Raw genomic sequence first — 19,327 nt, 5'->3', positions numbered from 1 at the left:
CCTCGGCTGCCGGTGCCTGTATGAAAATCGGTTCCGGTTCGGGCCGTTCATGGCTAGCTTCGTGCTCATGAACGGCCCGACGAACCAGCTCACGAGCACCTCCACCGCGTCCACCGCGTCCGCCGTGGCCACCACGACGCTCTGGCGCCCCACCGGGCCCGAGGAACTGGCCCTGGTGGAGGTGGCCGACTGGCGGGCATGGCCGCCGCGCCTGCCCGACCAGCCGATCTTCTACCCCGTGCTGAACGAGGACTACGCGATCCGCATCGCGCGCGACTGGAACGTCCCCGCCTCCGGAGTCGGCTACGTCACCCGCTTCGAGGTGGAGACCGCCTTCCTCGACCGCTACCCCGTCCGCCAGGTCGGCGGCCGCACCATCGTCGAACTCTGGGTTCCTGCCGAGGAGCTGGAGGAGTTCAACCGGCACATCGTCGGGCGCGTCGAAGTGGTGCACGAGTTCCGCCCGCAGCCGTGAGCCCCGGTGGGCCGGCCCCCGGCCCGCCGACCGGGGCCGACTGACAGCTGACAACTGACAGATAACAGATGACAGATTTCAATATCTGTCATCTGTCATCTGTCAGTTGTCAGTCGCCGCCCGACCCCACCCCCGGTGGCCGTCGGACGCTGCCAGGACATCCGGCGTTCCCCGGCAGGAAACCTCGCGGTTCGACCGGCGGTGGAGCATGGCGCGGTCGCCGACGCCCGCCCCGCTGCGGGTGCGGTCGGCACCCGCACCGTGAAAGGAACCGCCACGCCATGTCCATACCGCCGCTGCCGCGCCCCCGGGTTCTCGTCGTCGGGATCGACGGCGTCCGGTACGACCTGCTGGACCAGGTCCCGATGCCGAGGCTCGCGGAGGTCGCCGAGGCCGGCTTCCTGGCGCCCGTGACGGTGGCGGACGCCACGCCCACCATGTCCGGCCCGTGCTGGACCACCATCGTCACCGGCGTCGAGCCCGCCAAGCACGGCGTCTGGGGCAACCACTTCGGCGGCAACCGGCTCGACGTCTTCCCCGACTTCACCACCCGGCTGGCCCGGGGCGACCACCGCCGCACCTTCGTCGCGGCCGGCTGGGACCCGCTGGTGATCAGCGAGTCCGGCGGACCGCTCTTCCGCGCGCCCGGCCGCCTCTGCTACGTCGCCCCCGCCGAGGACACCCCCGAGGCCTGGGAGGCCGTCGACGAGGAGATCACCCGGGAGGCCGTGGACGTACTGCGCGACGCCGACCCCGAGGCCTCCTTCGTCTACCTCGGCGCCGTCGACGAGACCGCCCACTTCCTCGGCTGCGGCGAGGAGTACCGCGCCTCGATGCGCACCGCCGACGAGCGGCTCGGTCGGCTCCTCGACGCGGTCCGGGCCCGGCCCGGCTACGCCGACGAGGCCTGGACGATCATCGTCGTCACCGACCACGGCCACGTGGACGCCGGCGGCCACGGCGGGCGCACGGTCGAGGAGCGCACCGCCTGGGTCGCCTGCGCCGGCCCCGGCATCCCCGCCGCCCCGCCCACCGGGGAGATCCGCCACCCCGACGTCGCGGCCCAGGTCTTCGCCGCCCTCGGCCGGCCGATCGACCCGCACTGGACCCTGGACGGACGCCCCTTCCCGGTCGCCGTGCCCGCGACGACCGCGGCCTGACGCCCACGCACAGACCGGTCACGGCGCCGGCGGGGGCAGGCCAGGACCGTGTCCGGCAACCGGGTGGCCGACGCGCCGCACCGGCACCCGGGCGGCCCCGGCCGGGCTGCGCGCCCCACGGGTCTGGGCCAGGCTCGACCGGGGTGAACCCCGAGACCCGCCGGACACGTGTACGTCTCAAGGTGGAGGGCGTACCCCCCAAGGACGGCGGAAGACCACGACCTCCTGGTGACGTCCGGGGCCCCCGGCGCGCCCCAGGATGGAAGACAACGGGGAGCCGGTCCCGGTCCCGACGGGGCGAACGGGTCGGCCGGACGCACAGCAGCACGACGCAGGAGAGGACACGCGGGGATGAACGGCATCGCGAGCAAGGTCGCAATCGGAGTGGTGGGTACGGGCATGGCCGTCGCCGTCGCGGCCGTGGCGGTCGGGCCGAGGGTCGCCGAGTGGTACGACGGCCGGCACCAGGAGCAGTCCACCTACGCGAGTGGCAGCGACGCCAAGGCCGACCGCCGCTCGGTGCCGACCTGGCTGCCCGACAACGCCACGTCAATCCGCTACCTGATGTCCACCACCGGCGACGACCGCCTGCTGCGCGCCACCCTCCCGGAGGGCCGGCTGCCCGCGGGCTGCACCGCCGGCGAGCCCACCAAGGGCAACCACCTGGCGCCGGTCTCCCTGAAGGCGGGCTGGTTCCCGGACGGGATCACGTCGAAGGCCACCGGCTCCTGCGGCCACTACAAGGTCACCCTGACGGGCAACCAGCTCTACGCGTGGCAGGACGGTGCCGCCGTCCAGGCCGCCCTCCGGGCCGAGCGGCTTCCGCGCTGACGCTCCGCGCCCACAGTCCCGTGCCCACGGCCCCGCTCCCACAGCCCCGTGCTGACGCTCCCGAGCCGGGGCTCCCGGGCGGGCCCGGAATGGGCCGGGTGGCGGGCCCCGACTGTCGGTGGCCCCGGCCGCTGGGGTAGGACGGAGCGAGCACGATCGCCGTGCTCGTTCCGAGAGGAGCCCCATGCCTGGTCCGACCGCCGGCTCTGCCGGTGACACGTCGACCGCCCCCTCCACCCCCACCGCGAACGAGACCGAGGCCGAGACCGGCGCCGCCGCCACCGCCTCGGCCGCCGATTCGTCCGTCGCAGACCCGTCGGCTGACCCGTCCGCCGGCGACCCGTCCCTCGCCGATGCGTCCGCCACCGCCCCCTCCGGTGGCACGACCGCCCGCGCCACCATCGGCGTCCTCGGCGGCCTGGTCGCCCTCGGCCCGCTCACCACCGACCTCTACCTGCCCGGACTGCCCGCGATCGCCGATGACTTCGTCGCCGAACCGGCCGCCGTCCAGCTCACCCTCACCTTCTCGATGTTCGGCGTCGCCGCAGGACAGCTGATCTTCGGACCGCTCAGCGACCGCTTCGGGCGCCGGCCACCCCTGCTCGCCGGCCTCGTCCTCTACACCCTCGCCAGCCTCGTCTGCGTGATCGCGCCCAACCTGACCGTGCTGATCGCCGCACGCTTCGTCCAGGGCGCCGCGGGCGCCGCCGGACTGGTTATCGGCCGGGCCGTCGCCCGGGACCGCTTCGAGGGCGTCGCGATGATCCGCTTCCTCGCCTCGATCACCCTGATATCCGGCCTCGCCCCGATCCTCGCGCCGCTCGTCGGCGCGCAGATGATGCGCTTCACCTCCTGGCGCGGCACCTTCGGCGCGCTGGCCGCCCTCGGCCTCCTGCTCACCCTGCTGGCCTTCGGCGCCCTGCGCGAAACCCTCCCCGCCGCCGCCCGGCGCGGCGGCGGCCTGAGCACCACCCTGCGCACGATGGGCGGACTGCTGCGCAACGTGCCGTTCCTGGGCCTGCTGCTGACCAGCACCTTCGCCTTCGGCACGCTGTTCGGCTACATCAGCGGCTCCTCGGTGGTGCTCCAGCACGTCTACCACGTGTCGCCGCAGACCTACAGCCTGCTCTTCGGGCTCAACTCGGTGGGGCTCGTCGGTGCCACCCAGCTCAATGCGCGCGTCCTGGCACCCCGGTTCCCCGCCGCCGCGCTGATGCGGACGGGGCTGGCGACGATGATCGCCGCAGGGGTGGCCCTGGTCCTGGTCACCGCCGTCTGGGACCTCGGACTGGTCGCCGTCTGCGCCTCGCTGTTCGTGATGATGACCAGCCTCGGCATGGTCCTGCCGAACTCGGGCGCCCGGGCACTCAGCCTGGTGGACCCGCAGGCCGCCGGCTCCGCCTCCGCGCTCCTCGGGACCGGCACCTTCCTCTGCGGTGCGGTCGTCGCTCCGCTCAGCAGCCTGGGCGGCAGTCCGTCGGCCGTACTGCTCGCGGTCGTCGTGCTCGGCTGCTCGCTGCTCTCCGCCGCGTCCTACCTGCTGCTCATGCGGCCCGCGAAGACCACCCCGGCCGACGCCCCGGAGCCGGCCGCCGCGTGAGCGGAGCCCGGACCGGGCAGGCCGCCGACGCGTCCCGCCGGGGTGCCACGACAGGTGGTCGTGGCACCCCGGCGGGGGAGTGGGGCGGGGCGGGATGACTGACGAATGACAGTTGACAAAATCTGTTAGCTGATATCTGTCATCTGAAATCTGTCAGTTGTCAGCTGTCAGCCGTTGTTCGTCAGCCGTCAGCCGTCAGCCGTCGGTCAGGCGATCGAGAAGTCGTCGCCGTAGACGCTGCCCTGGCTGTACCAGCCGTGCAGGTAGACCGTCACGGTGCCGGAGGCGCCGGTGGTGAACGGGACGGTGAGCTTGGTCCAGCCGGAGGCGCTCGTCCAGGTGGAGCCGGTGGCGCCGCCGCTCACGCCGACGTAGGCGTAGTTGCCCTGGACCCAACCGGTCAGCGTGTACGCCTTGTTGGGCGCCAGGGTGACGGTCTGGGCGCACTGGCCGGTCTGGGCCGGGCCGGCCGCCGCCTGCAGCGCGTACGAGCCCGAGTGGACCGGGGTGCTCACCACGCTGCCGCCGGCCTGGCAGGTCCACGGGCCGAGGCTGCCGGTCTCCAGGCCGCCGTTCACCAGGCCGTCGGGCGGCGTGACGCCGGTGACGGTCAGCGTGTAGGTGCTGGTGTGGCTGCCGGAGGCGGCGGTGCCGGTGAGGGTGAGCGGATAGGTGCCGGGGGTGGTGGTGGCCGCGGTGGCGATGGTGAGGGTGGCGGGGGAGCCGGCGGTGACGCTGCCGGGGTTGACGGTGGCGGTGACGCCGGCCGGGGCGCCGGTCACAGTGAGGTTGACGCTCTGCGCCGAGCCGGAGGTGACGGCGGTGCCGACGGTCGCGGTCGCCGACGAACCGGCGGCCACGGTGGAGGAGTTGGGGCTCACGCCGACCGAGAAGTCGTTGCCCGGCTGGGTGTTGCTGGTGAACGGGGCGAAGATCCTGGTGAAGTCCCAGATGTTCTGGGCGATTCCGGAGCAGTCGTCGCGGGCGTTGGAGCCGGGGCAGCCGCCGTTGTCGCGCTGGAGTGCCCAGAAGGACAGGGTGTTGATCCCCTTCGACACCGCCCAGTTGTAGACGGTGGTGGCGTTGGCGAGCGTGAAGGTCTCCGCCGGACCGAAGTCGTCGACGCCGACCATCTCGGTGATGCCGATCGAACTCCACAGCTGGGCGGGGGTCTTGGCCGGGTAGAGCTTGGCCAGCTGGTTGTACAGGCCGGTGGCCGCGGTCTGGGTGTCGGCCGCCATGTCGTGCGCGGCGTTGTCGTAGTAGTCGAACGTCATCATGTTGACGACGTCGATGCGGGCGTTGTTGCTGACGGCGTTCCGCAGCACCGCGAGGCCGTTGGAGGCGAGGCCGCCGGTGGTGGTCGGCAGTGTGTAGGAGAACTGGATCTGCCGGCCGTTGGCGGCCGCCCAGTCCTGGACCAGCTTGATCGCCTTGTTGCGGCGGTCGATGCCGCCGGTGTTGGTCAGCGAGTTGTCCTCGATGTCCAGGTCGATCCGGCTGATGTCGTAGGTGGTGATGAGGTTCTCGAACGCGGCGGCGATCTGGTTGACGTCGGTGCAGCTGTCGGCCAGTTCGGTGCCGGTGTTGTCGGCGGTGTAGCCGCCGAAGGACGGGATGACGTCGCCGCCGTTGGCGCGGATCTTGGCGAAGTCGGCGCCGAAGGACGACTGCGCGACGGGCAGCGAGGTGTCGCCGTTCCAGTACGGCGTGCACGAGCCCTTGGTGGCGGTCTGGAGGAACGCCATCGTCAGGTGCTTGGCGCCGGACTGCGCGGCCAGCGCGGCGGGGCTCTCGCCGGTCCAGGCCTCGAAGTAGGGGGCGAACACCCGGGTGGGCAGCGGGGTCGCCGCGGCGACCTCGGCGGTGGCCGGGCTCGCGGGCGCCGCGCCCGCCGGTACCGCGCCGGCGACCAGGCCGGCGGACGCGACGAGGGTGGCACAGGCCGTCAGGGCGGCCCGGAGTGTCCTGGGTAGACGCATGGTTTCTCCAACAGACTTGGTGGGGCAGGACGTTGGTGAAGCGTGCGGAACCGCACCGCGGACGTGCGCGGTGGACGTGCAGGGAGACGAGCAGGGAGACGTGCGAGGCCGGGCGGGGAGCCTTTCGGCCGTACGGCGGAACGGTGCGCGGGGGCATGCGAACCCCGTGGACCCGCGGCACGGACGGACCGCGTGGGCGGGGCGTGCGGGTGCGCCGTGACGGGGCCTGGGGGCGGAGCGGAGCAGGGCAGGGCGATGCCTCAGCCGCCGGTGGTCACACCCCCACAGTGCATCCCGGTCGGATCGACATGCCTATGGTTGGACTAGACCACTCCTCTGTCAAGAGTCCTAACAGTTCGCCAGAGAAGCGCTGAGGTTGGCCGAGGAGCGGTCAACCGCCGAACAATCCGGTTGTGACCGGTGCGGCCGTTCGGACATCATCGGAGTCATGCGAGACCTCGACTGGAAGCTCGACAGAGAGGGCGGCTGCCGCCCGCACGAGTGAGCCGCCGGCTCCCGGGTCCCCGCCCGCCGCCTCCGGTGGCCGGCGGCCGGACCGTGTCCGTTCGCCTCGCGCTCGTCCGCCCTGTCCGTCGGCGGGCCCGAACGCCTTCACACCTCGCGGCCCGACTTTCCGCCCGTTCCCACGTTCCCACGTTCCCCCGTCCGCCCGTTCGCTCGTCCGCCGGAGCGCCGGACGGCGCGGGCGCGCCCACCGTCCCGCAGTTCGTTCCACCTGTGCGCGTCCGCGTGCCGAACGCCGAACGTCGGCGCCTGCACGCGTGCTCACACGCGTACGTCGATCCCCCGGAGAGGAGGGACCCATGAACTTCGTCTCGTCCGACGACAAGGACACCGCCTGGAGCCTCGTCTGAGCCGGTGGTGAGGGTGCCGTGGCCGCGCGGTGGTCGTCGCGCGCGGCCACGGCGGGCCCGGCGCTCAGGACACCGGGCCAATCGGGAGCCCACCGGAACGGACTCAGGCCGGCGGGCAGAGGGTGGTGCGCAGCGCGTCGAGGATTTTCTCCGCCTTCTCGGCTCCGAAACCCTGGGGGTGGGCGGGATCCGTGAAGCGCTGGTTGGCCAGGTCGATCAACTTGGCCCTGTCCTTCGGGAACTGGTACATCGCCTGGCACTGGTTGCGGGCCCGGTCGACGGCCTGCTCGGGCTTGCCGCCGACGATCGCCGGGTCGATCGCCTCCAGGGCGGCGACCACCTGTGCGGTGACGTCCGCGGCGGGCTTGGCGGGCAGTCCCGCGTCGGTGGGCGGCGCCGGCTTCGGCGCGGCCGGAGGGTTGCCGGGGTCGGCGGCGGCCGGTGAGTCGGCGGGGGAGCCGGTGACCGGCGCGGAAGCGGTGGACGCCGGGGTGGGCGGGTTCGCGGTCGCGGGCCCGGTCGCCCCGGCGGACGTTCCGGCCGTGCTGCCGGCCGTGGGTCCGGTCGTGGACCCGGCCGTGGAGCCGGATGTCGCGCCGGACCCGGAAGCGTCGGTGGCCCCCGGTGCCGGGCCGGAGGCGGTCGCGGCGGCCGACGTGGTGGGGGTGCCCGATGCCGTGGTGCCGGCGGCGGTGGTGCCGGAGTCCGAGCCGGAGCTGGAGCACGCGGCGAGGCTCACCGCGGCGAACGCCGTGAGGGTGGCGGCGAGAAGGCGTGTGCGCATGCCGTCACCCTGTCATGTCCGCGCCGCTCAAGGGAAGATCTGCCGCACGCCCAGGCACCCGGCGCCCGGCACCCGGCACCCAGGCACCCCGGACCGGCACCGCCGCCGGGCCGGGCCGGCCGGGCCGGTCGGGGCCGTCCTCCCGACCGACCCCGCCCGGCGGCGGTGCCCCTCCCGCCCACCGAGGGTCAGGACAGCCCGTTGCTCTTCAGCCACTCCTTGGCCACCGCCGACGGGTCCTCCTTGTCCACCGCGACCTTCTGCATCAGCGCCAGCAGCCCCGTCGTGTCCAGCTTGGCCGACACCGCGTTGAGCGCACCGATCGCCGTCGCGTCCACCTTGGCCTTGTTGACCAGCGGCGTGACGTTCTGGGCACCGAACAGGTTCTTCGGGTCGGCGAGCGGGACGAGCTTCAGCTGGGTGATCTTCGGGTCGGTGGAGAAGACGTTGCCGACCTGCAGCGAGCCGTCCTTGAGCGCGTTGGCCGTGGTCTCGCCGGTCGACTTCCACTCCTTGAAGGTCAGACCGTAGATGTCCTTGAGCGGCTGCTCCTGGCGGGACTTGAACTCCGGCGGGCCGCCGATGGTGAACTCGCCCGCCTTGGCGGCCAGGTCGCCGATGGTCTTGAGCCCGTACTTGTCGGCGGACTCCTGGCTGACGCTCAGGGTGTCCTTGTCCTCGGCGGGGGAGGAGTCGAGGATCCCGAGCGAGGCGGGCAGCGTCTTCGCCAGCTCGGCGTTGACGGCGTCCTTGGTCGGCTCGGCCGCCTTGCCGCCCAGGTAGGCGAGCAGCGCGCCGTTGTACTCGGGCAGCACGGACAGGTTGCCGCTCTGCAACTGCCCGTAGAGCACCTCGCGGCTGCCGATGTTGAACTTCTCCTCGACCTTGACGCCCTTGGCCCGCAGCGCCTGCGAGTAGATCGAGCCGAGCAGCACGTTCTCGGGGAAGTTGGCCGAGCCGACCACGACCGTCCCGCCGGAGGCCGCACCCGCGGAGGCGCTGCCGCCGGCGGCCGAGGCCGACGCGCCACCGCCCAGCGGGTCGCCGCCGGAGGAGGAGCAGGCGGTCGCGGTGAGGGTGAGCGCGGCGAGAACGGCCAGCCCGGCGGCCCGGCGAACCGAGACCTTCCCGGTGGCTGAGGTGAATGTCGACATGGTGATACGTGTCCTCTCGGGGTGAACAACTAGGGAAGGAAAGATCGAACGGGCAGGACCGAAAGCGGCCAGGAACGGGTACGGGAACGGGAACGGGAAGCGCGGAGACAAGGGGACAGGGACGCCGCCCCCGCGGTCACGACGACCGGCGGCCTGCAGCCCGCTGCTGCGCCCGCAGCCCGGGCGGGATCGCGTACCGGGCCAGCAGCGCGAAGAACACCTGGGCCGCGACCGCGAGCAGCACGACCAGCAGCGCGCCGCCGATCGTCACCGCGTAGTCCCGGGTGGCCAGCCCGTCGACGACGTACCGGCCGAGACCGCCGAGCCCGACGTACGCGGCCACCGTCGCGGTCGCGATGACCTGCACGGTCGCGGTCCGGAAGCCGGCCAGCAGGGTCGGCAGCGCCGACGGCAGACAGACCTGCCACAGCACCTGCGGGTGCGTCAGCCCGACGCCGCGCGCCGCGTCCCGCACGTCCGGGTCGGTGCCGCGCACCCCCTCGACGGCGGCGACCAGCAGCGGCGGGGCGGCCAGCGCGACCAGCGGCACCAGGACGGCGGTGTCGCCGACGCCCGCGAGCAGGACCGCCAGCGTCACCAGCCCGAGCGTCGGCAGGGCGCGGGTGGCGCCGGCCATGGCGGTCACCGCGGTGACGCCGCGTCCGGTGTAGCCGATCAGCAGCCCGAGCGGGACGGCGAGCAGCGCGGCGTAGAGCAGCGCCTCGCCGGAGAGCAGCAGGTGCTCGGCGATCCGGTGGACGATGGCGTTCGAGCCGTCGCGGCGGTCCGGGTCGGAGAAGAAGTCTCCCAGCCAGGTGAACCAGTTCACTGGCCCGCTCCCTTCTCGCGGACGGCCCAGGGCGCGAGCAGCCGGCGGGCGCCGACCAGCAGCAGGTCCACGGCCAGGGCGAGTGCGGCGATCAGTACGATCCCCGCCACGATCGGGGTCGGGAAGGTGCGCTGGAAGCCGTCGATGAACAGGTAGCCGAGACCGCCCCGGCCGACCAGCGCGCCGACCGAGGCCAGCGAGATGCTGGAGACGGCCGCCACCCGCAGGCCGGCCACCAGATAGGGGACGGCGGCGGGCAGTTCGACGGCGGCGAGCCGGTGCCACGGGCCGTAGCCCATGGCGGTCGCGGCCTGCCGGACCGGATCGGGGACGGCACGCAGCCCGTCCACCGTCGTCGGCAGCAGCACCGCGAGCGCGTAGAAGGTGAGCGGGACCATCACGGTCGCCTGGGTGGCCAGCCCGGTGTACGGGATGAGCACCACGAAGACGGCCAGCGAGGGCAGGGCGTAGACGACGTTGAAGACGGCGGCGAGCGGCTGGTAGAGGCGCGGGAACCGGGTGCACGCCAGGCCGAGCGGGATCGCCAGCAGCAGGCCGATCAGCACCGGGAGCAGCGCGATGACGGCGTGGTCGGCGAGCAGGTCGCCGAGGTAGCCGAGGTGGTCGCCGATCCAGTACCACCGGATGATCGGTTCATCGTCCACCGCCGGCTCCGTCCGTCTCGACGGCACCCGACGCGGTCGCGCGGGAGGTGACGGTGGTCGTCGCGGCCGCGCTGGGGCCGGTCTCGCTCGCGCCGACCGCGCTCGTGTCGGCGGCGCCGACTCCGCTCGGGTGCCCCGGAGCCGCGATGTCGACGGGGGAGGGACGGGCCAGCGCGGCCAGGACCGCCTCGCGGTCGGCCGTGCCGATCGCGCGGCCGTCGGCGTCCAGGGCGACCGCGATCCCGGCGGGGGAGAGCACGGCGGCGTCCAGGGCGCCGCGCAGGGTGTCGGCGTCGGGCCGGAATCCCGGCGCGGGCTCCAGGGCGGCGCCCGGCGCCTCCCGGTCGATCCAGCCGATGGGGCGCCGCTGGTCGTCCAGCGTCAGCTCCCATCCGCCGAACCGTACGCCGAACCGCACGCCGTGCGGCGACCGCTGAGCCGGCCCGTCGCCCGGGCCGCCGGGTATCGGGCGGACGGCGACGGCGGCGGCCGGCCGCAGACCGAGCCCGCGCAGGCCCCGGTCACGTCCGAGGAAGGCGGCGACGTCCGCGTCGGCGGGCGCCGTGAGCAGCGTGTGCGGGTCCGCGAGCTGGGCGATCCGGCCGCGCTCGCGCAGCACCACGACCTGGTCGCCGAGCCGGACGGCCTCCTCGATGTCGTGCGTGACGAACAGCACCGTCTTGTGCAACTCGGACTGGAGGCGCAGCAACTCCTCCTGGAGCCCGGCGCGGACCACCGGGTCGACGGCGCTGAACGGTTCGTCCATCAGCAGCACCGGCGGGTCGGCGGCCAGCGCCCGCGCGACACCCACCCGCTGCTGCTGGCCTCCGGAGAGCTGGAAGGGGTACCGCCGGGCGGTCTCGGGCGCGAGCCCGACCAGGTCGAGCAGTTCGGCCGCCCGGGCGCGGGCCTTCTTCCGGTCCCAGCCGAGTAGATAGGGAACGGTCGCGATGTTGTCGATCACCCGCCGGTGCGGGAACAGCCCGGCCTGCTGGATCACGTAGCCGATGCCCCGCCGCAGCTTGGCGGGGTCCAGCTCGCTCACGTCGGTGCCGTCCAGCAGGACCCGGCCCGAGGTCGGTTCGACCATGCGGTTGACCATCCGCAGCAGGGTCGTCTTCCCACAGCCGGACGGGCCCACCAGGACGGTCGTCCGACCGGTGGGGATGTCGAGGTCGAGGCCCTCGACGGCGACCGTGCCGTCGGGGTGGCGCTTGCCCGCGCCGTCGAATCTGATCACGGGGAGTGTCCTCGTCTCGGCGGCTCCCGGCCGGTGGCGCCGATGGTGGTGTCGGTCTGTCTGTGGGTCTGTGGGTCTGTCGGTCTGTCTGGCAATCGCTCTGTCGGTCGCTCTGTCTTGGTCTGCGGGGGCTCTGCGAGGGGCTCTGCGGAGGGCTCTGCGGGTGTGCCTGTCGGTCGCGTGGTTGCCCGCCATCGAACCGGCGGAAACTCTGATCAGCCTATGTTCTGGTGAACCCGGTGTCCCTGATTTACCGAGCGTGGTCGGATTCACCGGGAGCGGCCGACCCGGCCACCGCCTCAGCCCCTCTGACGGGTCGGCAGCCCGGCGGCGGCCCAGCCGACGAATCCCCCGTCCAGGTCGGTCGCGCGGTGCAGGCCCAGCTCGCGCAGCGAGGCGGCCGCCAGGCTCGACGCGTACCCCTCCGAGCAGACCACGATCACCTCCAGGTCGTAGCCGGTCGCCTCCGGGATCCGGTGGCTGCCCGTCGGATCGAGCCGCCACTCCAGCACGTTGCGCTCGATGATCAGCGTGTCGGGGATCTCCCCCTCGGCCGCGCGCTGCGCCGCCGGGCGGATGTCCACCAACAGGGCGCCGGAGCGCTGCGCGCGGTACGCCTCCTCGGCGTCGGGGCGGTGAACCCCTTCGCGGGAGCGGGCCACCAGGTCGTCGATCGTGGTCACCACTGTTCGGGTCCTTCCTCGGAGGTGCGGACCAGGCCGCCGGCCCGCAGGTCGTAGTGCGCCATGTAGCTGAGCGGCGGGGAGTAGGCGTGCAGGGTCACGGCCGGGCCCGACGCGATGTTGCGGACGTCGTGCACGTAGTCGGGGCCGAAGGCGCGGGTGGTGCCGGACGCGATCCGCCGGATCAGCAGGCCCTGCTCGGGACCGCCCAGCGACAGTTCCTCCAACTCGCCCAGCGCGACGGTGAACGCGCCGCGCGAGCCGCCGTGGTCGTGGAACCCGGTGGACTGCCCGGGCAGCCAGCTGATCAGCCAGACCTCGTGGTCGTCGTCGGCGGCCAGCCGCCGGTACCAGCGCTCCTCGGTGGAGAGCCGGACGTGGTGGATCCACTGCTCGGGCTGCTCGGCCAGCTCGCGGACGATCTCCCGCAGCGCGCTCGGGGTGAGCGGCACGCGGCCCTCGCCGGGCGGGGCCGACGCGGCGGTGAACGCGCCGGCGTCGGCGCCGACGCCGGTGGAGTCGGCAGCGCCGGTGGAGTCGGCGGCATCGGCGGAGTCGGCCGCGGCGGCGGTGCGGGTGTCGGGTACGAGGTCCAGGCTCATGTGGGTGTCCTCGGGAAAGGCGGGGCGGTGGTCGTGGAGCGGTTCGCCGTACGGCCCGCGCGCCGCCCTGGGACCTGGGCGACGGGAGAGGGGTGGGGCGGAACTGCTGCGGTGCCGTACGACGCGGTGCGGTGGCGTGCGATCCGTGCCGGGCCGGTAGCGGGGGAGCGCCGTACCGGGCGAACCGGCCGGTACGGCACGGTCACACCAAGCGGTGGCGGGTCAGGAGAGCGGGTGCGCGGCCTGGGTCCTGGCGGAGGTCACAGGGTGGGGCCGGCGAGAAAGGACAAGGTCAACAGGCACAGATGGAACTCGCCTGGCGTCGGAGGTCGACGTGCAGGCGGCAAACCAGAGTGGTGCCGGTGTCCATGCGCCGGATCCTCCCCGACGGAGCGGGCGCGAGTCAAGCGGATGCGGCCACGGTCGCCCCTCACGCCCCTGCCCTGGCCTCCCGGTCTTTCACGCGTCCCACCCCTTGGACACCCCCGCGCCGTCGACGGGCTCCTCCGGCGGCGGAACCGGAGGAGCGTCACCGGGCTTCCTGCCCCGCCGCACGCCGTCCCGCACATGGATTCACCCGAACGAGGAAGGAGAACGCTTCCGGGGCAGATGACCGTTTCATCCCACCTACGAGACCCCGCGTGTCCGTCCACCAAGGTCGCCCCGGCCGCGCCGCGTCCGACGTATTGTCAGGCGACCCAGGCCGGGCCTACGGTCGACGCACCCCCTTTCTACGCACGTAGACATCCACCGTAGACATCCACCGCAGGCAACACCGCCCGCCAACCCTCGGACCGCGGGCCCGCCCCCGGACGGGCCGCGGAGTTGCGGAGGTACCCATGTCGCAGATCGTCCGTGCCGCCCTCGTCCAGACCCGCTGGACCGGCGACCAGGAGAGCATGCTCGCCCTCCACGAGCGGTACGCCCGCGAGGCGGCCGCCGGGGGTGCGAAGATCCTCGGCTTCCAGGAGGTCTTCAACTCCCCGTACTTCTGCCAGGTGCAGGATCCCGAGCACTACCGCTGGGCCGAGCCCGTCCCCGACGGGCCCACCGTGCGCCGGATGCAGGACCTCGCCCGCGAGCTCGGCCTCGTCCTGGTCGTCCCGGTCTACGAGGAGGAGCAGCCCGGCGTGTACTACAACACCGCCGCCGTGATCGACGCCGACGGCAGCTACCTCGGCAAGTACCGCAAGCACCACATCCCGCAGGTCAAGGGCTTCTGGGAGAAGTACTACTTCAAGCCCGGCAACCTCGGCTGGCCGGTCTTCGACACCGCGGTCGGCAAGGTCGGCGTCTACATCTGCTACGACCGGCACTTCCCCGAGGGCTGGCGCGCCCTGGGCCTGGGCGGGGCGCAGATCGTCTACAACCCCTCCGCCACCAGCCGCAGCCTCTCCTCCTACCTCTGGCAGCTCGAACAGCCGGCCGCCGCCGTCGCCAACGCCTACTACGTGGCCGCGATCAACCGCGTCGGCATCGAGGAGTACGGCGACAACGACTTCTACGGCACCTCGTACTTCGTCGACCCGCGCGGCCAGTTCGTCGGTGACGTGGCGTCGGACAAGGAGGAGGAGCTGATCGTCCGTGACCTCGACCTCGACCTCATCGAACAGGTCCGCCAGCAGTGGGCGTTCTACCGCGACCGCCGTCCGGAGGCGTACGGACCGCTGACCGAGGCGTGACGGAGAGGGACGCGAGGACACCATGACCACCACCCCGAGCAACACCCCTACCCCCACCACCCCGGCCACCGCCCGGACCGGTCGCACCGCGATCCGCGGCGGTCTCGTCGTCACCGCCACCGAGGAGTTGCGCGCCGACGTCCTCATCGAGGGCGAACGGATCGCCGCCCTCGCCGCCACCGGCAGCGAGGCCGCCCTCTCCTGGACCGCCGACACCGTCATCGACGCCACCGGCCACTACGTGATCCCGGGCGGTGTCGACGCCCACACCCACATGGAACTGCCGTTCGGCGGCACCCACGCCTCCGACACCTTCGAGACCGGTACCCGCGCCGCCGCCTGGGGCGGCACCACCACCATCGTCGACTTCGCCGTCCAGCCGGTCGGCGGCAGCCTGCGCCAGGGTCTGGACGCGTGGCACGCCAAGGCCGAGGGCAACTGCGCGATCGACTACGCCTTCCACACCATCGTCTCCGACGTCACCGACGCCGTCCTCAAGGAGATGGACGCCCTCGTCGACTCCGGCGAGTCCACCTCGTTCAAGCTGTTCATGGCCTACCCCGGCGTCTTCTACAGCGACGACGGCCGCATCCTGCGCGCCATGCAGCGCGGCGCCGCCAACGGCGGGCTGATCATGATGCACGCCGAGAACGGCATCGCCATCGACGTCCTCGTCGAACAGGCCCTCGCGGCCGGGCGCACCGCGCCCCGCCACCACGGCGAGGTCCGCCGCGAGCTGCTGGAGGCGGAGGCGACCCACCGCGCCATCAAGCTCGCCCAGGTCGCCGGCAGCCCCCTGTACGTGGTGCACGTCTCCGCCGCGTCCGCGCTCGCCGAACTCGCCCGGGCCCGCGACGACGGCCACCCCGTGTTCGGCGAGACCTGTCCGCAGTACCTCTTCCTCTCCACCGACAACCTCGCCGAGGAGGGCGCGGACGGCTTCGAGGGCGCCAAGTACGTGTGCAGCACGCCGTTGCGGCCCCGCGAGCACCAGGAGGCGCTCTGGCGGGGGCTGCGCACCAACGACCTCCAGGTGGTCTCCACCGACCACTGCCCGTTCTGCTACACCGGGCAGAAGGAGCTCGGCCGCGGCGACTTCTCGAAGATCCCCAACGGCCTGCCGGGCGTGGAGAACCGGATGGACCTCCTCCACCAGGCCGTGGTCGACGGGCGGATCAGCCGCCGCCGCTGGATCGAGATCGCCTGCACCACCCCGGCCCGGATGTTCGGCCTGCACCCGCGCAAGGGCACCCTCGCCCCCGGCACCGACGCCGACGTGGTCGTCTACGACCCCGACGCCGTCCAGACCGTCTCCGCCGCCACCCACCACATGAACGTCGACTACTCGGCGTACGAGGGCCGCACGCTCACCGGCCGCGCCCGCACCGTGCTCTCGCGGGGCACCGTCGTGCTCGACCGCGGCACCTGGCTCGGCCGGGCCGGCCACGGCGCCTTCCTGCGCCGGGACACCTGCCAGTACCTCGGCTGAGGCGGCCGCCTTTCCCGCTACCGCCGTCCTCCCCGCTACCGCCGCCCCGCCCGGGGGCCGACGTCCCCGGGCGGTACCTCCCCTTCCCTCCCGCGCATCCGCCCAACTCCCGGAGCCCGCCTTGGACATCGGCCTCGTCCTGCAGACCGACCCGCCCGCCCGCCTGCTCATCGACCGCATGATCCGCGCCGAGCGGGCCGGCTTCAGCCACGGCTGGACCTTCGACTCCTGTGTCCTGTGGCAGGAGCCCTTCGTCATCTACAGCCGGATCCTCGCCGAGACCAGCACGCTCACCGTCGGCCCGATGGTCACCAACCCCTCCACCCGCACCTGGGAGGTCACCGCCTCCCTCTTCGCCACGCTCAACGACATGTACGGCAACCGCACCGTCTGTGGCATCGGCCGGGGCGACTCCGCCATGCGGGTCGCCGGACGCCCGCCCGCCACCCTCGAACGGCTCTCCCACGCCATCCACGCCGTCAAGGAGTTGGCCGAGGGGCGGTCCGTCGAGGTCGACGGCACCGAGATGCACCTGCCCTGGGTCGGCGAGGGCGCGAGCCTGCCGATCTGGATGGGCGCGTACGGGCCCAAGGCCCTCGCTCTGACTGGGCGTCAGGCCGACGGCTTCATCCTCCAACTCGCCGACCCCTTCCTCACCGAGTACATGGTCAAGGCCGTCCGCCGGGCCGCCGCCGAGGCCGGACGCGACCCCGACGCGCTCACCGTCTGCGTCGCCGCCCCCGCCTACGTGACCGCCGACGACTCCCCGGCCGCCCTCGCCCACGCCCGCGAACAGTGCCGCTGGTTCGGCGGCATGGTCGGCAACCACGTCGCCGAGCTGGTCCGGCACTACGGCGAGCACTCCGACCTCGTCCCCGAGGCCCTCACCACCTACATCAAGGACCGCCAGGGCTACGACTACAGCCACCACGGCCGCGCCGGGAACCCCGACACCGCCTTCGTCCCCGACGAGATCGTCGACCGCTTCTGCGTCATCGGCCCGGTCGAGACCCACCTCGCCCGTCTCGAACAGCTCCGCGGCCTCGGTGTCGACCAGTTCGCGATCTACGCCATGCACGACGCCGTCGAGAGCACCATCGACGCCTACGGCACCGACATCGTCCCCGTACTGGCCTGACCCCTTGGAGTGCCCCCGAGGCAGGGCCGACAGCCCTTCGACGGCTCAGCGCCCGCCGAACCGACGGCGTTTGGAAGCCTTGCTCCACCCGCTCGCGGCCCCGTCCGCCGTCGGCGGCCCGCCTCGGGGCGCCGGCACCGGGCGGTCCGACGGCCGGTGGATCAACGTGAGCCCCTCGTGGTCCACCGGATGCCACCGGTGCTCGTGCGTCGCGAACGCGAACCCCTGCTCGGTGTCCGCGCTGTACGTGAGGACGGCCCGCCCCCGGCCCCGGTACGTCCGCACCTCCTCCCACAGCACCTCCCGGATCCGTGCCGAGGGGTCGCCGACGAAGACCCCCGGCGAGATCTCGGTGAGCCACCTGGTCAGCAGCCCCCGCAACCCGGCCGGGCAGTCCGCGAGCACCAGCGTGATCACCAATCCACCTCGCCGGCGTAGTTGCGCCCGCCCGCCACCGTGCCGCCCCCGTCGGTCTGCAACCGGACGACGTCGGAGTCATCGGCGTCATCGGCGTCATCGGTGTCGCCGGCGTGCTCGGCCGCGTCCGACTGCCGGTACGGCGCCAGCAGGCGCTGGATGTCCGCGACCGCCCGCTCCAGCAGCCCGCCCGCGCGGATCCGCTCGCGCAGCGCCCGCCTGGTCCGCCCGGCCACGTCCTCCGGTCCCTCCGCGGCCGCGTCGAACGCCGCCGGGATCCCGAACTCAACCTTGTAGAGGTCCGCCACGTCCAGCACGAACGACCGCTCGTGGCCCGAGTGCACGAACCCGAGCGAGGGCGAGCACCCCAGCGCGACCACCACCGAGTGCGCGACCCCGTACAGGCACTGCGCGGCCGCCGTCACCGCCTGGTTCGGCGCGTCGCCCGCCGCGAAGTCGCCCTGGTCGTACGTGCGCCGCACCCAGCGCACCCCCGTCCGGGCGGCTTCCGCGCGGTACACGTCCTTGACCCGTCGGCCCTCGCCGCCGAGCAGCTCCCGCCTGGTCATCCCCGCCGGATCCGCGTCCGGGAACCGCAGCCGGTACATCTCCCGCGCCACGTCCAGCCGGTGGCGCCGGTTCGCCCACGCGGTGGCCTGCGCCTCCACCAGCCCGGCCGAACGGGTCAGCGCGCGCCCGCCCGCGTAGTACCGCACGCCGTGCTCGCCCACCCAGGCCACGCCCGCGCCGGACTCGCCGAGCACGCTCATCGCCTGGTGGGTCACCCGGGTGCCCGGGCCGAGCAGCAGCACCCCGATCGTCGCGGAGGGGATGTACCGGACGCCGGAATCGTCCGTGGCGGTGATCGCGTTCTCCTCGCGGTGGATCGCGCAGCGCTCCAGGTACAGGAACGAGACCCGGTCGCCGACCCGGGTCAGCTCGCGGGGAGAGGAGACCGGCCGGCGCGCCGGCGTCGCGGACGTCCCCGTCATTCCCCTCACCCCCGCGCCGGCGAGAGCGTCATCAGCCCGCACCCGTACGCCTTCGCCTTGCCCAGCCCGGCGGTGAGGGTGCGGCGCAGCGCGTCCGGGTCGGTCACCCGCAGTCGGCCGTCGTAGGTCGCGGTCACCAGGGTGACCTTGTGGCGGCCGGCCCGCACCCGGTCGTTCTTGCCGAACGACACCGATCGCTGCCGGTGGACCACCAGCTCGTGCTCGTCCCCCTCCGACAGCAGTCGGCGCTCCGGCGCCTTCTCCACGACGGTGAAGCCGGACCGCTCCTGCTGCTTCAACAGCCAGGCCGCCTGGTGCCGTTGGGTGAGGTGCGCGGTCCGCTTGGTCGGCTCGTCCGGGGTGCGGCGGATGCTGTGGACCGGATTGGCGGTCAGCCGGAACGTCCACGTCGAACCGGCGGCCAGGCCGTCCAGGAAGGCGCCGTAGTCGAAGGTCTGCCAGCCTCCGGTGGTCGGCCAGCCGGCCTCCTCGACCAGATGGGTGAGGTCCGGGCGCTGCGGGCTCACCAGGTAGAGGAGCACCTCGGAGCGGGAGTTGTGGTCGATCCGCCAGAGCACGCGGGCCGCCGCGTCGCCCGCCGTCGGAGCGCCGGGCGGGAGTGGTTCGGCGAACGACGCCATCACGGCGCCGTGCAGCAGCTGCGGCGAGGAGAGCAGCCGCCGGGCCCCGGCGCGGGCGGTGTTGACGCGAAAGCGGGTGAGGAACATG

Annotated in this window: 19 protein-coding genes; 7 read left to right on the top strand and 12 right to left on the bottom strand. The window is 73.0% G+C overall.

Annotated elements, in window-relative coordinates:
• Positions 1-67: 67 nt before the first annotated feature.
• From ACFP3U_RS04130 to ACFP3U_RS04115, 4 genes are all read left to right on the top strand, one after another.
• Entirely contained in the window at positions 68-475 is a 408-nt protein-coding gene (locus ACFP3U_RS04130; protein ID WP_380223768.1) for an ADP-ribosylation/crystallin J1, read from the top strand.
• A gap of 281 nt (positions 476-756) precedes the next feature.
• Entirely contained in the window at positions 757-1,635 is an 879-nt protein-coding gene (locus tag ACFP3U_RS04125) for an alkaline phosphatase family protein (protein WP_380223766.1), read from the top strand.
• Between the two features lie 351 nt (positions 1,636-1,986).
• Positions 1,987-2,466, top strand: a complete 480-nt coding sequence (locus ACFP3U_RS04120; protein ID WP_380223765.1) for a hypothetical protein — start codon at positions 1,987-1,989, stop codon at positions 2,464-2,466.
• Between the two features lie 184 nt (positions 2,467-2,650).
• A complete protein-coding gene (locus ACFP3U_RS04115) occupies positions 2,651-4,066 on the top strand; it encodes a multidrug effflux MFS transporter (RefSeq protein WP_380223764.1) in 1,416 nt (471 codons plus the stop codon).
• Between the two features lie 206 nt (positions 4,067-4,272).
• Here ACFP3U_RS04115 and ACFP3U_RS04110 read toward each other — a convergent pair whose 3' ends face one another.
• The 9 genes from ACFP3U_RS04110 to ACFP3U_RS04070 all read right to left on the bottom strand — a co-directional run bounded on the left by ACFP3U_RS04110 (position 4,273) and on the right by ACFP3U_RS04070 (position 13,250).
• Positions 4,273-6,048 carry a glycosyl hydrolase family 18 protein gene (locus tag ACFP3U_RS04110; protein WP_380223763.1) on the bottom strand — a complete coding sequence of 592 codons (1,776 nt, stop codon included), beginning with the start codon at positions 6,046-6,048 and terminating at the stop codon, positions 4,273-4,275.
• Between the two features lie 978 nt (positions 6,049-7,026).
• Positions 7,027-7,707 carry a hypothetical protein gene (locus tag ACFP3U_RS04105; protein ID WP_380223762.1) on the bottom strand — a complete coding sequence of 227 codons (681 nt, stop codon included), beginning with the start codon at positions 7,705-7,707 and terminating at the stop codon, positions 7,027-7,029.
• Between the two features lie 188 nt (positions 7,708-7,895).
• Positions 7,896-8,861, bottom strand: coding sequence for an ABC transporter substrate-binding protein (locus tag ACFP3U_RS04100; RefSeq protein ID WP_380223761.1), 966 nt, complete (start codon positions 8,859-8,861; stop codon positions 7,896-7,898).
• A 136-nt stretch (positions 8,862-8,997) separates the two neighbouring features.
• On the bottom strand, positions 8,998-9,690 hold the full coding sequence (locus ACFP3U_RS04095) for an ABC transporter permease (RefSeq protein WP_380223760.1): 693 nt from the start codon (positions 9,688-9,690) through the stop codon (positions 8,998-9,000).
• Positions 9,687-10,355, bottom strand: a complete 669-nt coding sequence (locus tag ACFP3U_RS04090) for an ABC transporter permease (RefSeq protein WP_380223759.1) — start codon at positions 10,353-10,355, stop codon at positions 9,687-9,689. Before ACFP3U_RS04090 ends, ACFP3U_RS04095 begins: the two co-directional genes overlap by 4 nt.
• The gene (locus ACFP3U_RS04085) at positions 10,345-11,595 is read right to left on the bottom strand and encodes an ABC transporter ATP-binding protein (RefSeq protein WP_380223758.1); all 1,251 of its coding nucleotides are present in this window, start codon (positions 11,593-11,595) and stop codon (positions 10,345-10,347) included. The genes ACFP3U_RS04090 and ACFP3U_RS04085 overlap by 11 nt, the downstream gene beginning before the upstream one ends.
• A 299-nt stretch (positions 11,596-11,894) precedes the next feature.
• Positions 11,895-12,281, bottom strand: coding sequence for a rhodanese-like domain-containing protein (locus ACFP3U_RS04080; protein WP_380223757.1), 387 nt, complete (start codon positions 12,279-12,281; stop codon positions 11,895-11,897).
• A complete protein-coding gene (locus tag ACFP3U_RS04075; RefSeq protein ID WP_380223756.1) occupies positions 12,275-12,880 on the bottom strand; it encodes a cysteine dioxygenase in 606 nt (201 codons plus the stop codon). Before ACFP3U_RS04075 ends, ACFP3U_RS04080 begins: the two co-directional genes overlap by 7 nt.
• 292 nt (positions 12,881-13,172) lie before the next feature.
• Complete coding sequence (locus tag ACFP3U_RS04070; protein ID WP_106981192.1) at positions 13,173-13,250, bottom strand: putative leader peptide; 78 nt, start codon at positions 13,248-13,250, stop codon at positions 13,173-13,175.
• A gap of 469 nt (positions 13,251-13,719) precedes the next feature.
• On the opposite strand from ACFP3U_RS04070, the gene ACFP3U_RS04065 reads away from it, so the two are divergent.
• The 3 genes from ACFP3U_RS04065 (at position 13,720) to ACFP3U_RS04055 (ending at position 17,189) form a co-directional block, all read left to right on the top strand.
• Complete coding sequence (locus ACFP3U_RS04065; protein ID WP_380223755.1) at positions 13,720-14,562, top strand: nitrilase-related carbon-nitrogen hydrolase; 843 nt, start codon at positions 13,720-13,722, stop codon at positions 14,560-14,562.
• 22 nt (positions 14,563-14,584) lie between these two features.
• Positions 14,585-16,051, top strand: a complete 1,467-nt coding sequence (gene hydA, locus ACFP3U_RS04060; protein WP_380223754.1) for a dihydropyrimidinase — start codon at positions 14,585-14,587, stop codon at positions 16,049-16,051.
• A gap of 121 nt (positions 16,052-16,172) precedes the next feature.
• Complete coding sequence (locus tag ACFP3U_RS04055; protein WP_380223753.1) at positions 16,173-17,189, top strand: TIGR03842 family LLM class F420-dependent oxidoreductase; 1,017 nt, start codon at positions 16,173-16,175, stop codon at positions 17,187-17,189.
• 45 nt (positions 17,190-17,234) lie between these two features.
• Here the strand turns inward: ACFP3U_RS04055 and cas2e are convergent, their stop codons facing one another.
• Genes cas2e through cas6e form a run of 3 tightly spaced genes read right to left on the bottom strand, consistent with a single transcriptional unit; the run spans position 17,235 to position 19,326 of the window.
• Positions 17,235-17,606: a type I-E CRISPR-associated endoribonuclease Cas2e gene (cas2e, locus tag ACFP3U_RS04050; RefSeq protein WP_380223752.1), complete on the bottom strand. Its 372-nt coding sequence runs from the start codon at positions 17,604-17,606 to the stop codon at positions 17,235-17,237.
• A complete protein-coding gene (gene cas1e, locus ACFP3U_RS04045) occupies positions 17,603-18,598 on the bottom strand; it encodes a type I-E CRISPR-associated endonuclease Cas1e (protein ID WP_380223751.1) in 996 nt (331 codons plus the stop codon). The genes cas2e and cas1e overlap by 4 nt, the downstream gene beginning before the upstream one ends.
• 5 nt (positions 18,599-18,603) lie before the next feature.
• Positions 18,604-19,326 (bottom strand): type I-E CRISPR-associated protein Cas6/Cse3/CasE, encoded by a 723-nt coding sequence (gene cas6e / locus ACFP3U_RS04040; RefSeq protein ID WP_380223750.1) that lies wholly within the window; start codon positions 19,324-19,326, stop codon positions 18,604-18,606.
• Between the last annotated feature and the right edge of the window lies 1 nt (position 19,327).

Origin of the sequence: Kitasatospora misakiensis (genome assembly GCF_042656005.1) — a bacterium.
Classification (GTDB): Bacteria; Actinomycetota; Actinomycetes; order Streptomycetales; family Streptomycetaceae; genus Kitasatospora; species Kitasatospora misakiensis.
Note: the sequence above shows the minus strand (reverse complement) of the source record. Positions and strands in the feature narration are given on the sequence as shown.